This is a genomic window from Rudanella paleaurantiibacter (assembly GCF_009184635.1).
Classification (GTDB): domain Bacteria; phylum Bacteroidota; class Bacteroidia; order Cytophagales; family Spirosomataceae; genus Rudanella; species Rudanella paleaurantiibacter.
In genome coordinates, this window is record NZ_WELI01000003.1 from 617,413 (window position 1) to 639,386 (window position 21,974).

General features: G+C 56.4%; 14 protein-coding genes. 10 read left to right on the forward strand and 4 right to left on the reverse strand.

The genetic code is table 11. The features are described from left to right. Positions 1 to 31 precede the first annotated feature (31 nt). Together F5984_RS11095 and F5984_RS11100 are read right to left on the reverse strand one after the other, a co-directional pair. Positions 32 to 1,408: a purple acid phosphatase family protein gene (locus F5984_RS11095; RefSeq protein ID WP_152124310.1), complete on the reverse strand. Its 1,377-nt coding sequence runs from the start codon at positions 1,406 to 1,408 to the stop codon at positions 32 to 34. Positions 1,409 to 1,703: 295 nt separating this feature from the next. After that, complete coding sequence (locus F5984_RS11100) at positions 1,704 to 3,950, reverse strand: hypothetical protein (RefSeq protein ID WP_152124311.1); 2,247 nt, start codon at positions 3,948 to 3,950, stop codon at positions 1,704 to 1,706. A gap of 455 nt (positions 3,951 to 4,405) precedes the next feature. Here F5984_RS11100 and F5984_RS11105 point away from each other — a divergent pair, with 455 nt between their 5' ends. The 9 genes from F5984_RS11105 (at position 4,406) to F5984_RS11145 (ending at position 17,542) form a co-directional block, all read left to right on the forward strand. Then, a complete protein-coding gene (locus F5984_RS11105) occupies positions 4,406 to 4,951 on the forward strand; it encodes an RNA polymerase sigma factor (protein WP_152124312.1) in 546 nt (181 codons plus the stop codon). A gap of 87 nt (positions 4,952 to 5,038) precedes the next feature. Then, complete coding sequence (locus F5984_RS11110; protein WP_019990237.1) at positions 5,039 to 5,236, forward strand: hypothetical protein; 198 nt, start codon at positions 5,039 to 5,041, stop codon at positions 5,234 to 5,236. 161 nt (positions 5,237 to 5,397) lie between these two features. Then, a complete protein-coding gene (locus F5984_RS11115) occupies positions 5,398 to 8,754 on the forward strand; it encodes a SusC/RagA family TonB-linked outer membrane protein (protein WP_185155495.1) in 3,357 nt (1,118 codons plus the stop codon). Positions 8,755 to 8,805: 51 nt separating this feature from the next. Beyond that, complete coding sequence (locus tag F5984_RS11120; protein WP_152124313.1) at positions 8,806 to 10,449, forward strand: SusD/RagB family nutrient-binding outer membrane lipoprotein; 1,644 nt, start codon at positions 8,806 to 8,808, stop codon at positions 10,447 to 10,449. Positions 10,450 to 10,736: 287 nt separating this feature from the next. Beyond that, on the forward strand, positions 10,737 to 12,005 hold the full coding sequence (locus F5984_RS11125; RefSeq protein WP_152124314.1) for a hypothetical protein: 1,269 nt from the start codon (positions 10,737 to 10,739) through the stop codon (positions 12,003 to 12,005). A gap of 43 nt (positions 12,006 to 12,048) precedes the next feature. Continuing rightward, on the forward strand, positions 12,049 to 13,416 hold the full coding sequence (locus tag F5984_RS11130) for a PhoPQ-activated pathogenicity-related family protein (protein ID WP_152124315.1): 1,368 nt from the start codon (positions 12,049 to 12,051) through the stop codon (positions 13,414 to 13,416). After that, complete coding sequence (locus tag F5984_RS11135) at positions 13,413 to 15,005, forward strand: sodium:solute symporter (RefSeq protein ID WP_152124316.1); 1,593 nt, start codon at positions 13,413 to 13,415, stop codon at positions 15,003 to 15,005. The genes F5984_RS11130 and F5984_RS11135 overlap by 4 nt, the downstream gene beginning before the upstream one ends. A 180-nt stretch (positions 15,006 to 15,185) precedes the next feature. Beyond that, a complete protein-coding gene (locus F5984_RS11140; RefSeq protein WP_152124317.1) occupies positions 15,186 to 16,145 on the forward strand; it encodes a dihydrodipicolinate synthase family protein in 960 nt (319 codons plus the stop codon). Further along, positions 16,142 to 17,542 carry a DUF3748 domain-containing protein gene (locus tag F5984_RS11145; protein WP_246168916.1) on the forward strand — a complete coding sequence of 467 codons (1,401 nt, stop codon included), beginning with the start codon at positions 16,142 to 16,144 and terminating at the stop codon, positions 17,540 to 17,542. Before F5984_RS11140 ends, F5984_RS11145 begins: the two co-directional genes overlap by 4 nt. Positions 17,543 to 17,592: 50 nt before the next feature. Here the strand turns inward: F5984_RS11145 and F5984_RS11150 are convergent, their stop codons facing one another. After that, complete coding sequence (locus tag F5984_RS11150; RefSeq protein WP_019990222.1) at positions 17,593 to 18,567, reverse strand: AAA family ATPase; 975 nt, start codon at positions 18,565 to 18,567, stop codon at positions 17,593 to 17,595. A gap of 29 nt (positions 18,568 to 18,596) precedes the next feature. Further along, positions 18,597 to 19,466, reverse strand: coding sequence for a peptide chain release factor N(5)-glutamine methyltransferase (gene prmC, locus F5984_RS11155; RefSeq protein ID WP_152124318.1), 870 nt, complete (start codon positions 19,464 to 19,466; stop codon positions 18,597 to 18,599). 631 nt (positions 19,467 to 20,097) lie between these two features. Between prmC and ggt the strand changes: the two genes are divergently transcribed. Beyond that, positions 20,098 to 21,888, forward strand: a complete 1,791-nt coding sequence (ggt, locus tag F5984_RS11160; protein WP_152124319.1) for a gamma-glutamyltransferase — start codon at positions 20,098 to 20,100, stop codon at positions 21,886 to 21,888. Positions 21,889 to 21,974 lie beyond the last annotated feature (86 nt).

Below are 21,974 nucleotides of genomic sequence, written 5' to 3' on the forward strand. Positions count from 1 at the left end.
TCAAAGCAGAGACCGGCCCAACGAGATTATCTCAACCCTTGCCGCCCAGTTTACGGGCTTTATACTCCTGAAACCGCTTCTGGTATTGCTCGGCCTGTTCGGGCGTGAAGCGCTTCTGATATTCGGCGGGCAAATCGAGCCGTTCGGGGGCTAAAGCCGGGGCCTGGTCAATAAGGGTGTTTTGTCCTTTGGCGTTTTTAGCCAGTACAAACGAGTCGTATTTCTCGCCCGTAACGGTGTATGCCTGATACGTCAGCCGGTCGCCATCAATGGAGATGGCTTGATAGAGCTGCGTGTTCGACGCAGCCCGGTCCATCCAGGTTTGCAGCCCAATATCGTACATTTTCGGCCCACTCACCGACACTACGTAAATGGGGCCATCCGGACGTTTGCGGCTCTTGCCCAGCGGCATGTTAATACCCCGGCCGTAAGTATGGTCGTGCCCCTGCAACACCAAATCAACGTTATATTTCTTGTAAATGGGTTCCATCCGGTCGCGCCACTCGTTGTTATCACGGCCCTGCTTGGTCGAATAAATCGGGTGGTGATGCGTTACGATGGTCCACCGGTTGGGGTTGTCTGCCAACGTTTTGTTCAGCCATTCGGCCTGAAGGCGCATCACGGCCGAGTCGAGAATGGCGGCCTGCGAATTGAGCGACACAAACCGAACGCCCTGATAATCGAGGTAATAAGCGGTTTCTTCCAACCCTTTGGGGCCATTTTCGGGGAGCGAAAACGACGGTCGCCAGTGCCGTGATACCCGCACCTTACCCGTTTCATCCCGGAAATATTCGTGATTACCGGGCGCGGGCAAGGCGGGCAACATCCCGTTGATCCAGCCCCCTGCTTCGAACCACTCCCCCCATTGCCAATCAGCATTGGACGTGGTGATGAGGTCGCCGGCATGAATCATCAGACTCGCCGTAGGCAAGGTGGTGTAGGCCCCGCGTACCGCCCGCGACCACAGCGACCGAATGTCGTTCTGGGCATCACCAAAGTACAGAAACGAAAACGGCGCGGGTTTGTCGGTAGCCGTTTTAAACTGAAACCACTCGCTCCAGAGCTTTCCATCGCCCACCCGATAGCTGTATTTGGTCGCGGGTTTCAACCCGTTGAACTGCACCGAATGGTACAGCACCGTGCGGCCATCGAGCACCACCCGTTCGGTGGTGGCAGTCACAAGGCTGGCACTCGCCACAAAGTCGCCGGAGGGATCGGCTTCAGCAATAGCCCCCACGGCCCCGGTCACGGTGGAGTCGGTGCGCCAGTTGACCGATTGCGACGTGGCGGGGTTGGCCTGCCAGCCGAGAATCAGGCGGTCGGGGTACGGCCCCGGCGGGTACTCTTTGTGCACCTGCGCCATAGCCGTTGTCAGGCTCAGACCCAAACACAGTAAAATGAATTTCATAAATACGGGGGAGAAATAAATGTATAATGAATAATTTCAGTGCTGGACATTCGGACTTCAGACATTAGACGTTAGACGTACTACCATTCTGTAGGGAGGTCTAACGTCTAATGTCCAACATCTAATGTCCAGTACTGAGATGAATACGGTAAAGTGTACAATGAAATAACTGATTATCAACCGGCATTCATTATTCACTTTACATGGTACATCCACTCAGGGAACGCCTGAAAACACTCTATAAAACAGGAAACCGGGGGCGCTATACTGATGACCGCCCACCGGGGGTAGTTCCTCATCGGCTGGCAACGGGCCCGTCGATGGGGGCCGTAATTACTCCCAAATACCGGCCCATCCAGTACGGTAACAGCCAAATATCGCCCGCGCTATGTTCCGACACGCCGTTGCTGCGGGTGCGGTCGAGGCTAAACATATTGCCGTTATGCCGCTGAATAGGCCGCTCGTCGGGTGGCAGCACCTCCTTAGTAGTCTGCCGACGGAAATTGTCGGGAATGCGCTCAATGTCTTTGCGGTGGCTGTTGCGAATGTCCCAATCGATAAGGTCGAGGGGGTGCTCGCGCAGGTACCAGGCAGCCTCGTTGAGGTCAAAAGTTTTGGTGCCAGTCAGGGCCGTAAAGATATTCCAGGCTCCTTCTTTTTCGGGCCGCTCGGCTTCCCAGTGGTCGATTATCGATTTTTTGAAATGCGTGCGCAGGGTGTCGTTAAACGCATACCGGTACAGGCCCCAGTAGCCAACAAAGTACATCTCATCGTCGGAGTGATTCCAGCCATCCGACATTAGTTTGCTGTGCTCGTCGGCATTGTCGGGGGCTTTCCCGATATGGCTCATGGGCCGCATCAGGTTCTCGAAATAGCCGTGCTTGTTCATCAGCTCGAAGGCCTTCTGCTTGTACTTCTCTTTTTTGGTGAAATGATAGGCCGTCTGCAGCATGGCCACAATGTTCGATGAGTTCAGCTTGCGGTCGCCAACGTTGGTCGGGAAACTGTTGACGTACGAAGGGTTCCACTTACCCCACATAGTCGGCTTACCATCGTAATCAATCAGGTACATATCGTGGGTGATGATATGGCTCATGAGCGTGTCGATGAGCGTAATGGCCCGGCTCTTGAGGTTGCGATCATCCATCAGTTCGGCCATTGCCCCGAAGGCGAAAATATGCCCGATCACCTCGTCGCTACTGGTGGTGGCCTTGAAGTCCCAGCCCGGCTGGGGCGAGGGCTGCCAGCGTTCGGGGTCGCTCAGGCGGGCAATGTAGCCTTTGCGTTCAAACGAGCGGGCCGGAAAACCCGGTACGGGCGTTACGGTGTACAACCGCTCCATGGCGTCGAGCGATTCGCGGCAGTTTTGCAGAGCCTCTTTGTCTTTCGTGACGGCATACCGGAAAATTTCGCCCGCCAGATACATCGACGTCCATAGGCCATCGTTATCGGAGTCGGCCAGGAACCCCGTATCGATATTGCCTTTTTCCATGCCACTCAACGACGCGTTGAAGCCATTGCGAATATGCCGCGACCGCACCTGGGTGTCGTAGAATTTGGCCTTATCGTATAAGGTCATCCGTTTGCTCTCCATGCGGGTGAGTCCGGCCGTGGTCAGAATCAGCACCGAACCCGCTGGCCCGGCCGTAATCTGGGTCACGGCGTTGCCCGGTAGCCAGCGTTCGCCGTTGTAATAATCATACTTTCCGTCGGGCCGGAGCGCAAAGGCGCCCTGCGATGTACCAAACCAGAGCCGCCCGTTTACGTCGGCCACGGCCGTAATATCAGTGGCTGGGAGTTTCCGACGCACCGCCCCCACGGGCTTGCGCGTAGCCGGATCGAACTCCAGATACCCGTCTGTAGTACCCAACACGAGCTTCTGCCCTTTATCGGTCAGGTCGAAGGCCGTAAACGGGCCTCCTGTGTACACGGTCGTCAGGGCCGGGTTGCGCAGGGGCAGCACCTGCACCGACCGCTCGCCCAGAATCCAGAACTGCCCCGCCGACGGCTGGTACCGAATGGCCACTACCTGATCATTGGTCAGGCTGCCTTTCCAGCGGATCGTCTTGTCCTGCACCAAATGCAGCGCTTTCCCATCGGACACGAGAAACGTGAAATCGGGCGCCCCCGCAAAGAGCCGGGCACCGGGCAACTGATGCTCAGCATGGAGCTTGCCCGCCCAGGCATTGCTCAGAACGGCCCGGTCGTCGAGGTACACGAGTTGGCCCTCGTGCATTCCGACAGCGGTTAGTTTGCGGTCTTTCATGGGCCGGTAGCTGCGGTCGGGGCGTACCTGCCCCGGTACCAGAAACTGCCCACCGGCGGGCCGCTCTAACCCCGCCCCCGACAGTAGTTGTATCACCCCGTTGCGGTCGCAGGCGAGGCCCGTCAGGCTCGCATCGGGCTTGTCGGTATAGTATTTTACGCTGTACTCCTGGACAAACGGTTTGTCCTGATAAACGGACTGTGCTGCGGCTGAGAGTGCGCCAAAAAGCAGGGCTCCCCCAGACACCAAGGCCGCGCAGAAAGAATGAAATCGCATAAGCGGAACGGGTTTTCGGAATGAATGAATAGAAGATCGGTGGGCCTATACCTGAGCAGACCCGCGCCCAGCTTACTACCCGCCGGGCATGGCCGGACAATAGCTCCGGCTACAAACTATGTTGTAGGTTATACGCCAGGCCAGACGGATTAGGCTATTAACAAAAAAGGAATTTTTTATCCTTTACCAACATTCGTTCAACCAATCGGTTGCGGTCGAAAAAGCCTTCTCTGAACGCATACACCAATTAATATTCTGCGCAAATAGAGGGTATTTTTACGCAAAGTGCGAAAATCCGTCCGAACCAAACCCTCTATATTTGTTTGATCCTAAGCCAGATACACCCAATTTAATTTTGACCTAAACCCTTAAAACAATATAAAATACACTGCCCGACAACAGGCTTGTATTATTATTTTGTTAACTATTCTGCTGAACCCTTACCTTTTCTTTCCATGACTGTCGACCTCGCTACCCGAACTCTTATTGGTCATGTTGTCCATGGCGATCAGGCTGCGTTTGCTCAGCTTTACCGCACTTATCGGACGCCAGCCCTGAAGTTCTGCCTGCATCTGCTCAAAGACCGCGACGAGGCCGAAAACATGGTACATGATCTGTTTGTGAAGTTGTGGGAACGGCGCGCGTCGATCAATCCCGACCTCAACTTCAATTCGTTTCTGTTTACCTGCCTGCGCAACCTGACCTTCGATTACCTGAAGCAGGTTGAAAAAAGCCAGCAGTTTAAACAGCGGTATCTGGAGCGTATGGAAACCTTCCGCGACGAAGACACGGCCGACGAAGAGGCCCGGGTGCAGCGTTTGCAAACGGCTATCGATGGGCTCTCGCACCGCCGAAAGGCCATCCTGCTCCTGAGCATCGAAGAAGGAAAATCGTACGGAGAAATAGCCGAGTTGTTGCGCATTTCGAAGAACACGGTCAAAAACCAGTTGGTCAAGGCCCGTCAGCTCCTGCGCGACACCGTCGACGTAGCCATCTCGTAGCCCACGCTGGGTAAATATTCAATATATCAGTAGTCTTTTCGCAAGGGCGTCCAGTAGTATAGGCAAACTGACTAACGGACGAACAGGATGCAGAAGCCCGACAGCAGCTACCTGATGGAGCAACTGATCCACAATCGGTTGTCGGTAGATGAACTAAACCAATTGTTGGCCGGCCTCCATCACCCCGACGACCTGCAGGCGTATTCGGACGTGCTGGAGACTTTTTTCAAAACCCTCATTGAGCAACAGGGCCCTCCGCCCGCTCCTACCCAAACAACCGGATAAACGCAACTGACTGTTGGCCGCCCACTGCGACCGACCGGGGGCTCTTTGCCGAGCCTATTAGCGCCTTTTAGAGTGGCATTACCGAACCTTTCACAGACAAAGTAGACATGAAATCAATCTTTACGCTTCTCCTCATGCTCAGGCATGCGCTGGCTATCGGTATGGTAGCGGTCGTTTGCTCGGCTCAGGTGCTGGCTGGTAGCCCGGCTCGTACCAAAGCCGCCCGCACCATTACAGGCACCGTAACCCTGGCCACCAACAGCCAGCCCATTGCGGGGGCCAATGTGCTCATTAAAGGTACACAGATGGGTACCGTGACCGACCAGAAAGGGCAGTACTCGATTACGGTTTCCGACAACAACGCCGTGCTGGTATTTTCGTTTATCGGCCACAAAACGCAGGAAATCCTGGTTGGCAACCAGTCGGTTATCAACGTGGGGCTGGTCGAAAACAGCGAAGTACTCAACGAAGTAGTAGTTACAGCCCTCGGTATCAAGCGCGAAGCCCGCTCGCTGGGCTATGCCGTGAGCGAGGTGCAGGGTAAAGACCTCAGCCGGGTAGCGCAGGAGAACATCCTGAACTCGCTCGCCGGTAAAGTGCCGGGGGTACAAATCAGCTCGACGGGCCCCACGGGATCGTCGGTGAGCATGATTATCCGGGGGGCCAAATCGCTCAATACGGATAACCAGCCGCTGTTTGTGGTAGATGGTGTGCCCATTGCCAATACACTTAACAACGTGAGTCAGATTGGTAACGACAACCGGGTCGACTACGGCAACGCCATTTCAGACATCAACCCCGAAGACATCGAAAACATCTCGATTCTGAAAGGCCCCAGCGCGGCTGCCCTCTACGGCTCACGGGCAGGCAATGGTGTGGTTCTGATCACAACCAAAAGCGGCTCAAAGTCGCAGAAAATGACCGTTTCGCTCACCTCAAACACAGTGTTCGATCAGCCGTACCGGTTCCTGAAAACATCGAGCCGGTTTGCCACGGGGATTCTACCCTTTACGCCCACAGCCAACCCCTACACCGGTGGTATCCTGACCATCGACGAAAGCTCGGCCGGGGGTGTAGGCCCCGAACTCGACCGGGGCTACAGCGCCATTCAGTGGAACAGCCCCGTGGGTCCCGACGGCAAAAAAATACCGACCCCGCTGGTGTCGCACCCCAACAACGTGCGCGACTTTGTGCAGACGGGCATTACCAGCTCCAACGGTATCTCGATCTCGAACAACTCCGAGAAAGTGACCTACCGGCTGTCGTACGCCAACATGAGCAGCCGGGGCATTATTCCCAACTCCGACCTGTTCAAAAACACCCTGGCCGTCAGCACCGCCCTGCGCGTCAATAATAAGCTGACTCTGAGCACCAACCTCGATTTTAGCCGGAACAACTCCAACAACCGACCGGCGGGCGAGCGCGGCACCAACCCCATGCAGTGGGCCTACGCCGTAGGGTCGCACATCGACATCAACGAGCTACGCGACTACTGGGTGCCCGGCCGCGAAGGCTTGCAGCAGCGGTCGCAAAGCCCGGCCAACTACAACAACCCGTATTTTCTGGCCTACGAGGTTAATAACAGCTTCGTGCGCGACCGTCTGTTTGGTAACCTGAAAGCCGAGTGGCAACTCACCCCCGACATTAAACTGATGGCCCGCTACGCGCTGGATACCTACAGCGAGCAGCGGCAAACCAAAATTGCCCGGAGCTACACGGGCGAGCCCAACGGAGCCTACGGGGTCATCAACCTCAAACGCTACGAGCGCAACGCCGACTTCCTGGCCACTTACAACAAGCGCCTGGGCGACTTGAGCATGGTGATTTCGGCCGGGGGTAACAACCGCTACTCCGAGTCGTCGGACATCAGCACGAGCAGCCTCAACCGGGCCGGCCTGATTATTCCGGGTCTGTTTACGATTCAGAACATCGCGCCCAACAACCTGCAATACAGCAACTACCTGTTCCGCCGGGCTATTTACAGCGTGTACGGCACGGCTAACTTTGGGTATAAAGACATGATTTACCTCGACCTGACCGCCCGCAACGACTGGTCGAGCACGCTGCCGGTCAGCAACCGGTCGTATTTTTACCCCTCGGCCTCGCTCAGCATGCTCATCAACGAGATGGTGCCCCTCAAAAACGTCGACCTGTTTAAGGTACGGGCGGGCGTAGCGCAGGTAGGTAACGATGCCAACCCGTACAGCCTCTACCCCACTCTGGGCGATGCGGGTGCCTGGAACGGCATTACCCGACTGAACAAGCCGGGGGCTATTCTGCTCCCCGATCTGAAGCCCGAAATCGCGACGTCGTACGAGGTTGGTATTGATTACAACATGTTCCGCAACCGGCTGCGGTTTGCCGGTACGTACTACGTCTCGAACAACCGGAACCAGATTATTCCGACTCAAATTGCGCCATCGTCGGGCTTTACAACCAAAAATATCAACGCTGGCCTGCTCGAAAGCCGGGGGGTTGAGCTCTCGCTCGGCGGTACGCTCTGGGACAAAGGCGGGCTGCGCTGGGATCTGACCACCAACTTTACCCGCAACATAACGCGGATTAAAGAACTGGCCGACGGGCTGCCCTTCTACACCCTCTGGACCGACGCCAAGGGTGGAGCCTGGACCTACGTAGGCGATAAGGTTGGGGATATTTACGACGCCCAAATCGTGACCGTCACCGACGAGAAGTCGCCGTATTTCGGCTACCCCATTCTCGACAACGATGGCTCGTGGCAGGCCCGCAGCGCCAGCACCAGCAAAAACAAGATTGGTAATTTCAACCCCGATTTTATTCTGGGCGCCCAAAGCTCAGTTTCGTACAAGGGTTTCAGCCTGAACCTCTCACTCGACTGGCGGGCCGGGGGCGATTTTGTGTCGCAAACCTACCGGTACATGGAGTCGGATCTGCGCTCGCAGCGGTTCCTCGACAACCTTATTAACCCCAACGGACGCACGGGCGACGCCCTTCGTAACTGGCTGGTTGAGAACGCCGACGAGTACATCCGCATCAACGGCAACCGCTTCCCGATTGTGGGTGGTCCTACGGCCGACTACGGCGGCTACCCGTTTGAGTTTGGTGGCAAAACGTACCCCTACGGCGTGTTTAACCCCGGCGTTATTGCGCAGTACGACGCCAAGGGCAACATTACAGGCTATGTCGAAAACCTCGGTGGCACGGGCACCCGCATTATTCCCTACGGCGACAACTACCCCTGGGATTTCACGCGGGCGGCTATGTTCGATGCTTCGTTTGTGAAGCTGCGCGAAGTGTCGCTCGGTTACGAATTGCCTGCCCGCTTCGTGAAGTCGATTGGTTTGCAAAACGCCAACGTTTCGGTGTACAGCCGCAACATCATTCTCTGGACGGCCGCCAAAATCAACATCGACCCCGAAATGGCGTTTCAGCCGCAAGCCGGTACGCAGGCCGGTACCCAGTTTAAGCAGGGTATTGAGCGCTACAACGTAACCCCCTGGGTTATTCCGGTCGGTTTCAAACTGGGTCTCACGTTCTAAATGAATGTACGCTGTACAGTGTACAACGACCAACCCAAAATCACGTACCTCATGAAAACGCAATCGAAAAAAATAATAGCCTGCCTGGGTATTCTGACGACGCTGCTGGTTTCGTGCAAAGACCTCACCGAACTCAACGTGAACCCCAATGGTGTGCAGGCCGGGGCCGTAAACCCCAACCTGATTATGCCCACCGTGCTTACCGAAACGGCCAAACTGTACACCAACTTAGGGTTTCAGGATATTGCCGGCGTGGTGCAGCACACCCAGAAAGATGCCTGGTTCAACGGGCATAACGACTACGACTGGGGTGGCGACCAAAGCTGGACTCCGTACTACGACCAACTCCGCAATAACGAACTCCTGTACAAACGCGCCGTGGAGCAAAATCTGGAGTTTCAGCAGGGCGTGGCTCTCGTCATGAAGTCGTACCTGTTTGGTCTTATTGCCGACCTTTGGGGCGATGCCCCCTACACCAATGCGCTCAAGGGCGAGCAGGGGGGCACCGAATATATTGCACCCAAGTACGACGATCAGGGTACGATTTACGCGGGTATTCTGGCCGATCTGGAAAAAGCCAATACCCTGCTCTCGAAACCCAAAAGTGCCTACTCCAGCATTGTTGAGAACGTAGATGTGTACTACGCCGGCGACCCCACCAAGTGGCAAAAATTCGCCAACTCGCTCCGGCTCCGGTATTTCATGCGGATTTCGGCCAAGCAGCCCGATATAGCCAAGGCGGGTATCGAGAAGATTATGGCTAACCTGGCGCAAAACCCCATTATCGACGATGCCTCGGCCGATGCGACCATGGCTTACGTGGGAAACAACGCCAACGATGCCTGGCCATCGAATACGGTATTCGACATCAGCGGCAGCAACTACCGCCGGATTAAAATGGGGGCTACGCTCGTTAAACCCATGCAGGCTACCAATGACCCACGTCTGGCTATCTGGGCCAAGAAAGTAGAGGTGCCGCTATCGGTAGATGCCACCCTGCCCGCTGGTACCGATAAGATTGTGAACGGAATCCGGTTACTCTCGCCCGATAAGGTGGGCAACACCCCGATTGATACCGACCCGAACTACGTAGGCCTGCCCGCGAGCGTTTCGCAGCTTCCGTCGACGTACAACTTCAACCCCACGCCCGGCCAAACATCGGTGAACCCGCACGTATCGTACCTCAACGAGATTTACATGCAGGCGAAGGGTACCTTGCTCAAAGCCCGGCTTATATCGGCTGCTGAGGTTCGGTTTATTCTGGCCGAAGCCGCCCAGAAAGGGTGGTCTGTGGGCGACGCCAAAACGCATTACGAAGCAGGTGTACGGGCTTCGCTTACGGCTTGGGGCCTTGCCAGCAGCTACAACGCATTTATTGCCCAGAAAGGCGTTGCCTACGATGGCACGCTGGCGCAGGTGATGGGTCAGAAGTGGATTGCCAGCTGGACGAGCGCCACCGAGTCGTGGTTCGACTACCGCCGGACGGGCCTGCCCGCGCTCAGTTCAGGGCCGGCGGCCAAGCGCAAAGCCATTCCGCTCCGGTTTTACTACATGCGCGACGAGCTGAACCTCAACAAGGCCAACTCGGCAGCCGCCATCGAAAAACTCGAAATGACTACCAACTCCCAGTCAGACGGGAAAAACAGTGCCTGGTCGAAGCCGTGGGTCGTACAAGGCACCGGCAAGCCCTGGTAGGCAGATTATCCCCCCCTTACCCCCTCCTTAAACTTGGGAGGGGGGATCTCAAAGTCGACCTTATTGTATCCAGGGGCGGCTTTGAGTTCTTTTTTGTCTGGTCCCCCCTTTCTGCTTTTTGTAGTCATTATCCATTACCCATTATTCAGTATCTAAGTAGTCAGACAGAATTAAATGTATAATGAACAGTGTAAAATGTACAATAATATAGCTGATTATCAGCAGATAATATAATTGTTCATTATACATTTTACATTATTCATTCACTTATTACCCATTCTATTTGTATGCGAACGTGGATTGTCTGTTTCATAGCCTGCCTGTTGAGTCTGGGGGCCAACGCGCAGGGTTTTCAGGCTGGGGCTGCCCGTCGGCTCATTACCCCGGAGCCTCTGTTGCCCGTTTCGGGTGGGATTGGTACCCCCCAACCGGCCACCCGCAAACAGGGCGACCTGTGGGTGCGGGCCGTGGTGTTTGAAAAAAACGGCACCCGCGTTGCCATCGTTAGCATTGATAATCTGGGCTGGCCCTCGGTGTTGGGCAACAAGGCGCGAGCACTGATTCAGGGGATTCAGCCCGAAAACATACTCATTGCGGCTACCCACACCCATAGCGGCCCCGATGCCTACGCCTTCCCGAACGAAAAAGGGCAATCATTTGCCGACATGCCCTACCTCGACCGCTGCGTGCGCGCCATGGCCGAGGCCGTCAACGAAGCCCGCGCCAACCTCCGCCCGGCAACCCTGCGCGTGGCCGTGGGCGAAGCCAAAGGGCAGATTGCCTACAACTACTACGCCCCCGACCTCTACGATCCGCGCTGTGGGGTCATACAGGCGCTGGCAACCACCGGCCCGAACGTGGGCAAGCCCATTGCGACCCTAGTAAACTACGCCATTCACCCCGAAGTGATTGGGTCGGGCCGGGGTATTCTGAGCCCCGACCTCTGCGGTCCGCTGTACGACCGAATTGAGGCCAAAGTGGGCGGTGTGGCCCTGTTTGTCAACGGCGCACAGGGCGGCATGGTCACGGCCGACAACCGGCGCCCTGAGGGCAAAGAAGCCAACACCTGGGAAGAATGTACCCGCATTGGCGAACTGCTGGCCGACGAAGCCCTACGGATTATTGAGCCGGCCCCGGCGCAAACCAATCCGTCGCTTAGCTGCACCACCCGATCGGTTACGTTTCCGATTGAGTCAGACGTGATGAAATACATTGTCAAAAATTCGCCCCTGAAGTACCCCGTTTTGCCCGGCGACAAGGTAGCCGCGCAGGTCAATCTGCTCACGGTTGGCACGGCACAGGTGCTCACCATTCCGGGCGAAGCACTGCCCAATATCGGCTTTTACCTGAAGCGGCAAATGCGTTCTTCGGCCCCCATGCTGTTTGGGTTGACCAACGATGCATTCGGCTATATGCTCACAAAAGTAGATTTCAGGAGCTTCCGGCGTTATGACTACATCAGTCGCACGAGCTTAGGCGAAAACACGGCCGAGATTTTTATGGACGAAGCCCTCAAGCTGATTGCCAACGCCCCTGCTGCCGATGCGTACCGGTAAGCCATTTCCAGCCATGAACCGATTCCTAAAACCAATGTAAACCATGAACCTGAATCCCTTACGCCTGTCTATTCTGGGGTGCCTGCTGGTAGCGCTTTTTGCGTTCGACCGGCCGGCACCCAAACCCAAAATCACACCGTCGACAGCCCTCGAAAGTTACCTCCGCAATGGCGACCAAACCTTTGCGTGGCAGCAGAAAGACTCGTACACCTACGGCGATATTACGGCTTACGAAATTTTGCTGACCTCTCAGAACTGGCGCAACCACATCTGGAAACATCAGCTCACGATTCTGGTGCCCAAAGAGGTGCAGCATACGGAGGCTATGCTCTTTATCACGGGCGGCTCTATTAAAGAAGGCGAGCCCCGTTGGAATGGGCGCGAAGATGGGTTTAACCGGGCCATGAGCGCGGTCGCTACGGGCAACAAGGCCGTTGTGGCCGTACTGCGCCAAACCCCCAACCAACCGTTGTACGACAACCTGACCGAAGACGCCCTCATCTCGTACACCCTCCATCAGTTCAAAAAAGATGGCGACTACAGCTGGCCACTACTGTTTCCGATGGTGAAAAGTGCCGTGCGGGCCATGGACGCCATGCAGGAGTTTTCGACCAAAACGCTCCAGAAACCTATCAATGGTTTTGTGGTGTCGGGGGCTTCGAAACGCGGCTGGACCACCTGGCTCACCGGTGCGAGCGACAAGCGGGTGGTAGCCATTGCCCCGATGGTGATTGATATTCTGAACATGCCCGTGAACCTCGACTACCAGATGAAAAGCTGGAACAAGTACAGCGAGCAAATTGAAGATTACGTAAAACTCGAAATTCCGCAAACGGTACACAGCAAGTCGGGGAGCGCCGTCACCGAAATGATTGACCCCTACGCCTATCGGCAGAAACTCACCATGCCCAAAATGCTCTTTATGGGCACCAACGACGAGTACTGGACCGTGGATGCCGTGAAGCATTACATTGGTGAGATTCCGGGGCAGAACTTTATCCACTACGTACCCAACGTGGGCCACGACCTCGGCGACAAGCGGCAGGCCCTCGGCGCCCTCAGTGCCTTTTTCGGAACCACCCTGAGCAAAAAGCCGTACCCCGCCTGCCAATGGACCGTAACCCCCACCAAGACAGGCGTAAACCTAACCCTGACCGCTACGCCCGATGCGCTTCAGGACGTTACGGTGTGGTCGGCTACCTCAACCGACCGGATTTTTCAGGACGAAAAATGGGCAGGCAAATCGTTGGGTATCAGCAATCAGGCCAAAATAAACCTGACCGAAGCCTTTCCGGGCAGTGGCTACCGTGCCTTTTACGTGGACCTGAAATACAAGGCCCCCAATGGCGGCACGTACACCGAAAGTACCCGCATGTTTTTGACCGATAATGACGAGGTATTCCTGAAATGAAGACACTGCCAATCATAGACCTGAGTATCATAGCGGCCTATCTGGTCGGGATGGTAGCCGTGGGTATTTACTTTTCCCGCAAAAACCAGAACGCCGACCAGTTTACAACCGCTTCGGGCAAAATTCCGGGATGGGCCATTGGCCTGTCCATTTACGCCACGTTTCTGAGCAGCAACACGTTTCTGGGCGTGCCGGGCAAAGCCTTCGGCTCCAACTGGAATTCGTTTGTGTTTAGCCTGTCTATGCCGCTGGCGGCCTGGGTAGCCACGCGGTTTTTTATTCCGTTTTACCGCAGCACGGGCGAGGTATCGGCCTACACGCACCTCGAACACCGGTTTGGGGCCTGGGCCCGTACTTACGCCGTGGTGTGTTTTCTGCTCACGCAGCTGGCGCGGATGGGCTCCATCTTTTTCGGGATTGCACTCAGTTTGCAAGCCCTTACCGGCTACCCCATGGCCACCATTATGCTGGTGGTGGGGAGCTGCATTATTTTCTACACCGTGCTGGGCGGTATGGAAGCCGTGATCTGGACCGAAGTAGCGCAGGGTGTCATCAAGACCGCCGGGGCCATGCTGATTTTGTGGTTGGTAGTGGATGGTATGCCCGGCGGGTTGTCGAAGATTGTGGAGGTTGGTCAGGCCAACGACAAGTTTAGCCTGGGCAGTTTCGCCCCTGATTTTACGCAGGCTACGTTTTGGGTCGTGTTGCTCTACGGCTTTTTCATGAACCTGAACAACTTCGGGATGGACCAAAACTACGTGCAGCGATACCACACCACGGCTTCGGTGCGCGAAGCCAGCCAATCGGTTTGGCTGTGCGTGTACCTGTACGTACCTATCTCGTTACTGTTCTTTTTCCTGGGGTCGAGCCTGTATGCTTACTATCAGGCCAACCCCGACCTGCTCAATGCCGTCAGAATGCAGGTGGCTACCGAGCGTTTGCCCGGTGCCCCCCCCGACGCCATCCGCCAACTCGCGGCTACGCTGAGTATGGCCGACGTAGGTGATAAAGTGATGCCGCATTTTATGGTCAACAAGGTACCGGCGGGGATGGTAGGGCTCATTGTGGCGGCCATTATGTCGGCGGCTATGAGCACCATCAGCTCAGGCATGAATGCGTCGGCTACGGTTTTCTCCGTCGACATTTACCAGCGGTACGTGTCGGGTGCCCTGACCGACAAACAATCGCTGCGGGTACTGTACATAGCCACTACGGTGTTTGGGGTGCTGGGTATGTTTACGGGCATTGCCATGATTGGTGTGAAAAGCGTCCTCGACATCTGGTGGATGCTGTCGGGCATTTTTGCGGGCGGTATGCTGGGGCTGTTTCTGCTGGGGATTATTTCCCGAACTACCCGCAACGCCGAGGCTCTGATTGCTACCATCGTGGGCGTGCTGGTGATTGTCTGGATGACGCTTTCGGCCCAACTCCCCGACTCGATGGCGCAATTACGCAGCCCGCTACACCCTAACATGATTATGGTGGTGGGTACGCTTACGCTCTTCCTGACGGGCCTGCTGCTAACCCGTCTGCGCGGGCGCGGCACCCAAACCCAAACCACCGAGCCCCAGACAACCGCTTCGGTGTAGGGGTTTGGGGTTTTTGGTTTATCGTTTTTAGTGGCCGGCATTCCGGTGGCCAATATTCCAATATTCGCGCTGATACTCAGGTTTGCGTTACCCCCATCGAGCCAGTATCCAGTTCATTGTTCATTGCTCATTGTCCATTGTTCATTATCCATTACTAATCCGCTCATTCCCCCTATACCTATGACCCCTCCTCCTTCTTCGTTACCGCGCGGCTTTGTGCCGGTCATGCTGACCCCGTTTACCGATTCGGGCGCGGTCGACCTGCCGGGTCTGGCTACGCTCACCGATTTTTACCTGCAAACCGGGGCGGCCGGCCTCTTTGCCAACTGCCTTTCGAGCGAGATGTACGAGCTGACAGGCTTTGAGCGCATCACCATCACCCGGCAGGTAGTTAATAGGGCCAACGGCCGGGTGCCCGTTGTATCGACCGGCACGTTTGGCGGCCCCATTGCCGTGCAGGCCGATTTTGTAAAACGCATTTACGATACCGGCGTACAGGCCGTGATTGTGATTACGAGCCAATTGGCCTCACCCGAAGAGTCCGACGCGGTGTTTCTGGACCGGTTGCATCAACTCATCGACCAAACCGAGGGCGTACCGCTCGGCATGTACGAATGCCCGGTGCCGTACAAACGACTCATCACCCCCGACATTCTGGCCGACATTCTGCCTACCGGGCGGCTGATCTACCACAAAGACACCTGCCTCGACCTGGCCGAAGTAAATCGGCGGTTGACGGTGGCACAGGGCTACCCGTTTGGGCTATACGATGCCTACATGGTCAACGCAGTATCGTCGCTCAAGGCCGGGGCCGCCGGGCTGTCGTGCATTCAGGGCAATATGTACCCCGAACTGATTGTCTGGCTCTGTAACCATTACAACGACCCTACGCAGCAGAAAGCCGTAAAACGGGTGCAGCAGTTTCTGAACAGCACCATGGACCTGGTGCATACGGCCTACCCCACCCTGGCGAAGTACAGCCTACAGAAACGCGGACTCCCCATCAGCCTGTACACACGCCGGAAAGTAGACCGGCTCACGCCCGACCTCTGCACCCGCGTCGATGCCATGCTCCGCGATTTGGCCCAACTGGAAGCTGACCTGTCCATCGAACCCGTCTTGATGCAACAACCCGCATGAGTGTGAAGCCCCCCGCGTTTGCTTCCGTTTGGCAAGCCCTCACGGGCGGGCTACTTTTGCTTTTTCTACTACTCGCCAGTCGACCGTTCCGAATGCCGCCCGAAACACAGCTAACCCACGCCCCCCACGGCCACACGTTGAACCACATACAAGTGTTTTCGCCCGATGATGCGTGGCTGGTGTACGATACCCGCAACGTCGACTCCAACCTGGGGCAAACCTGCTGTATCCGTATGGTCAACGTGCATACAGGCGAAGACCGGCTGCTGTACCAAACCCCTAATCAAACCCCGCATGGGCCGGGCGCGGGGGCCGTTACGTTCTCGCCCACGCAGGCGCAGGTGCTATTTCTGCACGGGCTCCGCAACGCCGACGCCCAGTTGCCCTACGCCATGACCCGGCGCACCGGTGTTCTGATTGATACGCAGAAGCCCGGCAACCCTCATTTTCTGGACGGACGCAACACCGCGCCCCCGTTTACGGCCGGGGCGTTGCGGGGCGGTACCCACGCGCATGGCTGGAGTGCCGACGGCCAATGGGTCAGCTTTACGTACAACGATGAAGTGATGGAACGGCTTGCAGCCTCGGACCCAACCGTGGCCGACCTCCGTATGGTGGGCGTGATGGCACCCGTGCGGGCCGTGAAAGTGCCCAACGACAACGGGGCCGATGCCTTTGGCGGAGAATGGTTTGCGGCCGTGGTGACGCGCGTCACCGAAAACCCCACGCCCGGCAGCGACGAAATCAATCGGGCCTTCGACGAGACCTGGATTGGCAGAGCGGGCTACACCCGTCCCGACGGCAGCCGCCAACATCGGGCGTTGGCATTTCAGGGCAATGTGCGCAACGGGGCCAATCAGACCGTGACCGAGGTGTTTGTACTCGACCTGCCCGACAACCTCACCCTTGCCGCAGCCGGCCAACCCCTCGAAGGCACTTCAAACACCCGCCCGAACCCGCCCGTTGGCGCCGTTCAACGCCGGATTACGTTTACCGAACGCGGTATTGAAGGCCCTCGACATTGGCTCCGCTCTACACCCGACGGAACGCTTATTGGCTTTCTGGCAAAGGATAAAAACGAGCAGGTGCAGGTATTTGGCGTATCGCCCAACGGCGGGGCCATTCGGCAACTCACCCATCAGCCCCACTCGATTCAGACGCCGTTTTCGTTTAGCCCCGACGGAAATCGGGTGGCTTACGCAGCCGACAACAGCGTGTTTATCACCGACCTGAGTAGCGGGCAAGCTACGCGACTTACCCCCCGCTCAACCGACGAAACCCGGCCCATCAACGGTGTGGTTTGGTCCAACAAAGGCGACCGGCTCGTGTATAACCGGTACGTAGCGGGCCCAGAAGGGCGGTTTATTCAGATTATGCAACTCCGGCTGAGTGAGTGACCTGTACAATAGTTACATTCAGAAGCCATTTCAGGCCGTAATATCAACCCCTACCGCCCAATCGCTACTTTTCGCAGAATCGAGGTGATAATCTGCGAGGTGGTGACGCCATCGGCCTCGGCTTCGTAATTGAGCATAATCCGGTGGTTAAACACGTCGGGGGCTACTTCTTTGATGTCTTCGGGCAACACGTAGTCGCGCCGGTCGAAGTAGGCCAGGGCTTTGGCCGCCCGGTTGAGGTTGATACTTGCCCGTGGCGAAACCCCGTATTGCAGGTAGCGGGCTTCGTCGCGGAGGCCGTATTCGAGGGGTCGACGGGTGGCAAATACCAGCTCGATAATGTACCGCTCAAGGGTTTCGGACATATTGACCGTGTTGATCTCATTGCGGATTCCCCTGATATCGTCTCGGTCGAGCACGGGCTGCACCTCGTAGTCGAAACTCATGTCTGACATCCGGCGCATCACCTCCAACTCATCTTCTTTGGAGAGGTAATCAATAAAGACCTTCATCATAAACCGGTCGACCTGCGCTTCGGGCAGAGGGTAAGTTCCCTCCTGCTCCACCGGGTTTTGGGTGGCCAGTACCAGAAACGGCGGGTCGAGCAGGAAGGTCTCTTCACCAATCGTCACCTGTTTTTCCTGCATAGCCTCGAGCAGGGCCGACTGTACCTTGGCGGGCGAGCGGTTGATCTCGTCAGCCAGAATGAGGTTAGCAAAAATGGGTCCCTGTTTCACCTCAAACTCAGCCGTTCGCTGGTTAAAGATCATTGTCCCGATCAGGTCGGCGGGTAAGAGGTCGGGGGTAAACTGAATTCGCTGAAAATCGAGCTGCAACACCTTCGCCAGCGTGTTGATGGTGAGCGTCTTGGCCAGACCCGGCACCCCTTCGAGCAGAATATGCCCACCCGTAAAGAGGCCAATCAGCAGGCGGTTCAGAAGCCGGTCTTGCCCCACGACCACCCGGCCTACTTCTTCGCTCACCTGACGAATTTTGGTATGATATGAAAATTGAGTGGCTTGCATAAAAAGAGGGACGCTCTGACGAGCCGGAGTTAAAGAGACGCCCGCACACTGCGGTCTTTCCCGTGAATATCCTTGTACACCTGTACGCTGGTAAAGCCCCGGTCGGCAAACACCCGACGGGTATCATCGCCAAACCGTTCGTTGATTTCAACATAGCAAGCCCCACCCGGCGTCAGATGCTTACGGGCAAAATCGGCCACGGCTTTGTAAAAAATGAGCGGGTCAGCATCGTCAACGAACAAGGCCAAATCGGGCTCGTACTCCAATACGTTGCGGTCCATCTGCGCGGCTTCGGAGCGAGTCACGTAGGGCGGGTTGCTCACAATGCAGTCAAAAGACCGGTCGAAGCCGGCAGGTACGTTCAGAATATCCTGAATCTGGAAAACCACATCGGCCGCGCCCAGATTTTCGGCATTGCGCCGGGCGAGGGTCAGGGCCTGCTCCGACACATCCCAGCCGGTAACCAGAGCCGAGGGCAGAAAACGGGCGAGGGTAACGGCCAAACAGCCGCTGCCGGTGCCAATATCGAGCACTTCAACCGGCCGGGCTTCGAGCGGGTCGTCGATCCGGTTGGCAAAGTCGTGCATGATAAGCCGCACGAGGTCTTCGGTTTCGGGGCGGGGAATAAGCACATCGGGCGAAACCTCAAATTCGAGGCCGCAAAAAATGGTGGTCCCAATTACGTGCTGAATAGGTTCCTGCCGGTTGAGCCGTTCCAGAATCCGAAACCAGTCGGGCTCGGTGCGGTTAGGCGGCAAGGGCTTGTCGCCAAGCACATCCGCTTTGCGAAACCCAAAGTAATGATCAAGCAGCATGAACGCCATTTCGCGGGCCTCTTCAGGAGGATATGCCGTGATATTGCGCGAGAGTTGTTGGTATAGTGGACGGGCCGTAGCCATCTGAAAGCGTTTTTTTCGTAAAACTGAGAAAATAGCCGGACAAATAGAAGTTTAGCCCACTTTGTCGACAGCCATCTGGCCTTGAGTGTAGGACAAGTTCTTTGTGATAAGCTCGACGGAAGCTTTTTTCGACAGGATTACAGGATATACAGGATTTTCTTCCATAAAAATAATCGGTTGTCTGTCAATTTTTGTGGACAGCGTGCGGCTCTGGCCTTCGGCCGGAGGGGCCACCAGGCCCAATAAAGCGTAGAATTGGCCTAATGGCCCTCCGGCCGAAGGCCAGAGCTACACACGATGCCAGTGACTCCACATGATTTGACAGACAACCAAATAATCCTACGCGAATTATGTGATCACTGTACGGATTTTAGCTTTTGAGAGTACCGTAGGCACGGCATGTTATCCAAGTTGGCTCTTCAAGTGTCGTACCTACGGCACTCCAGAGTACATGACAACTACTTAGCTACAAACATACCACCCCTATGAGGCTAAGGTATAACGGGGTTAGAATCTCATAGTTCGCGTTAATCCTGTACATCCTGTAATCCTGTCGAAAAATAAACTTGTACTACTCCCACGGCCTTTGTTTGCGCCGGGGGCTGCGCTTCTTTTCCGTATATTGGCCCCTATGATGCGATCATTATTCATTCCGATTGGCTTACTGACGCTCGTGGTGGCCTGCCAAACCTCGGCCCCACGCAGCTCGTCGGGCACGGTATCCCAGAGTCAGGGCGTGTACCAATACCGCGACGAAGACCCTACGCTCAAACCGTTTTACTCCGACCGGATGGGCGTTACCGGGCGCAACGGTATGGTGGCCACGGCTCACCCCGAAGCGTCGCGCGTGGGTCTGGAGATTCTGAAAGCGGGCGGTAATGCCGTCGATGCGGCCGTGGCCGTGCAGTTTGCCCTGGCGGTGGTGTACCCCGGCGCGGGCAACCTGGGGGGCGGAGGGTTTCTGGTGTATCGCGACAAAGCCGGTGAAGCCCATACCCTCGATTTTCGCGAAAAAGCCCCCGGCCGGGCTTCCCGCGATATGTACCTCGATTCGGCAGGCAACGTACGGCCGGGTCTGAGCATTAGCGGACATCTGGCCAGTGGGGTGCCGGGCTCCGTCGACGGTATGGTGCAGGCCCACAGCCGGTTTGGGCGGTTAAGCTGGGCGCAGGTGCTGCAACCCGCCATCGACCTCGCCGAGCGGGGTTTTCCCCTCACCGAGCGCGACGCCCGTGGCCTCAACAGTATCCGGCAAGACCTGCTACGAATCAATCCCGGCAAATCGTATTTTCTGAAAGGTGCCCCTACCGACACTACCCGCTGGCGTGCCAACGAACGGCTTGTGCAAACCGACCTGGGGCAAACGCTACGGCGGATTCAGGCACAGGGCCGCGCCGGTTTTTACGGGGGCGAAACCGCCCGGCTGCTGGCGGCTGAGATGCAGCGCGGGGGCGGTCTCATTACCGAGCAAGACCTGGCCGACTACAAATCGGTTTGGCGCACCCCACTCAAAGCCACGTACAAAGACTTGAATATCATCACGATGCCCCCTACGTCGAGCGGTGGGGTTGCGCTGGTGCAACTGATGCGTTTTGTGGAACCGTTTCCGCTCCGGCGCTGGGGCTGGAACCGCGACAGCACCGTACAGGTCATGATTGAGGCCGAACGACGCGTGTATGCCGACCGGGCCAAGTTTTTGGGCGACCCCGATTTTGTGAAGGTGCCCGTAGCCGAACTGACAAGCTACCTCTACCTCAAATCGCGCTGGACCGACTTCAACTGGGCCAAAGCCACCGACAGCCGGAATATTCGCGGGGGCACCTTGCCCGGCTTTGAAAGCCTCGAAACCACCCACTTCTCGGTGGTCGACAAAGAGGGGAACGCTGTGGCCATTACCACCACGCTCAATGGCGGTTACGGCAGCCGGGTTGTGGTAGGCGGGGCCGGTTTTCTGATGAACAACGAGATGGATGATTTCAGTATAAAGCCCGGCACGCCCAACATGTACGGGCTGGTGGGCAACGCGGCCAACGCCATTGCACCCGGCAAACGGATGCTGTCGAGCATGACGCCCACGATTCTCGAAAAAGCGGGCAAGCTGTACATGGTGGTGGGTACGCCGGGCGGCTCAACTATTATGACATCGGTGTTTCAGACGATTCTGAACGTGGTTGAACATGGCATGACAATGCAGCAGGCCGTAAACGCGCTCAAGTTTCATCATCAGTGGCTACCCGACAAAACGACTTTTGAAAACGGGGCTTTTACCCCTAAAACCGAGCAGATTCTGCAAAGTCGGGGCTACGTTCTCGAACGTCTGACCAACACCCTCGGTCGTATGGATTGTATTCTGGTGCGCCCCGACGGCAGTTTCGAAGGGGCCTCTGACCCCCGAGCCGATAACACGGCTATGGGATACTAATGGGAGTTACGAGTTGGTGCAGTACTGGACATTAGATATTGGACACCAGACGTTAGACTTCTCTTCAGAATGGAAATAAGTCTAAC

Bases quoted from the DNA above. Each gene is read 5' to 3' on its own strand.
- F5984_RS11095 (WP_152124310.1), bottom strand. From the start codon at position 1,408: ATGAAATTCATTTTACTGTGTTTGGGTCTGAGCCTGACAACGGCTATG.
- F5984_RS11100 (WP_152124311.1), bottom strand. From the start codon at position 3,950: ATGCGATTTCATTCTTTCTGCGCGGCCTTGGTGTCTGGGGGAGCCCTG.
- F5984_RS11105 (WP_152124312.1), top strand. From the start codon at position 4,406: ATGACTGTCGACCTCGCTACCCGAACTCTTATTGGTCATGTTGTCCAT.
- F5984_RS11110 (WP_019990237.1), top strand. From the start codon at position 5,039: ATGCAGAAGCCCGACAGCAGCTACCTGATGGAGCAACTGATCCACAAT.
- F5984_RS11115 (WP_185155495.1), top strand. From the start codon at position 5,398: ATGGTAGCGGTCGTTTGCTCGGCTCAGGTGCTGGCTGGTAGCCCGGCT.
- F5984_RS11120 (WP_152124313.1), top strand. From the start codon at position 8,806: ATGAAAACGCAATCGAAAAAAATAATAGCCTGCCTGGGTATTCTGACG.
- F5984_RS11125 (WP_152124314.1), top strand. From the start codon at position 10,737: ATGCGAACGTGGATTGTCTGTTTCATAGCCTGCCTGTTGAGTCTGGGG.
- F5984_RS11130 (WP_152124315.1), top strand. From the start codon at position 12,049: ATGAACCTGAATCCCTTACGCCTGTCTATTCTGGGGTGCCTGCTGGTA.
- F5984_RS11135 (WP_152124316.1), top strand. From the start codon at position 13,413: ATGAAGACACTGCCAATCATAGACCTGAGTATCATAGCGGCCTATCTG.
- F5984_RS11140 (WP_152124317.1), top strand. From the start codon at position 15,186: ATGACCCCTCCTCCTTCTTCGTTACCGCGCGGCTTTGTGCCGGTCATG.
- F5984_RS11145 (WP_246168916.1), top strand. From the start codon at position 16,142: ATGAGTGTGAAGCCCCCCGCGTTTGCTTCCGTTTGGCAAGCCCTCACG.
- F5984_RS11150 (WP_019990222.1), bottom strand. From the start codon at position 18,567: ATGCAAGCCACTCAATTTTCATATCATACCAAAATTCGTCAGGTGAGC.
- prmC (WP_152124318.1), bottom strand. From the start codon at position 19,466: ATGGCTACGGCCCGTCCACTATACCAACAACTCTCGCGCAATATCACG.
- ggt (WP_152124319.1), top strand. From the start codon at position 20,098: ATGATGCGATCATTATTCATTCCGATTGGCTTACTGACGCTCGTGGTG.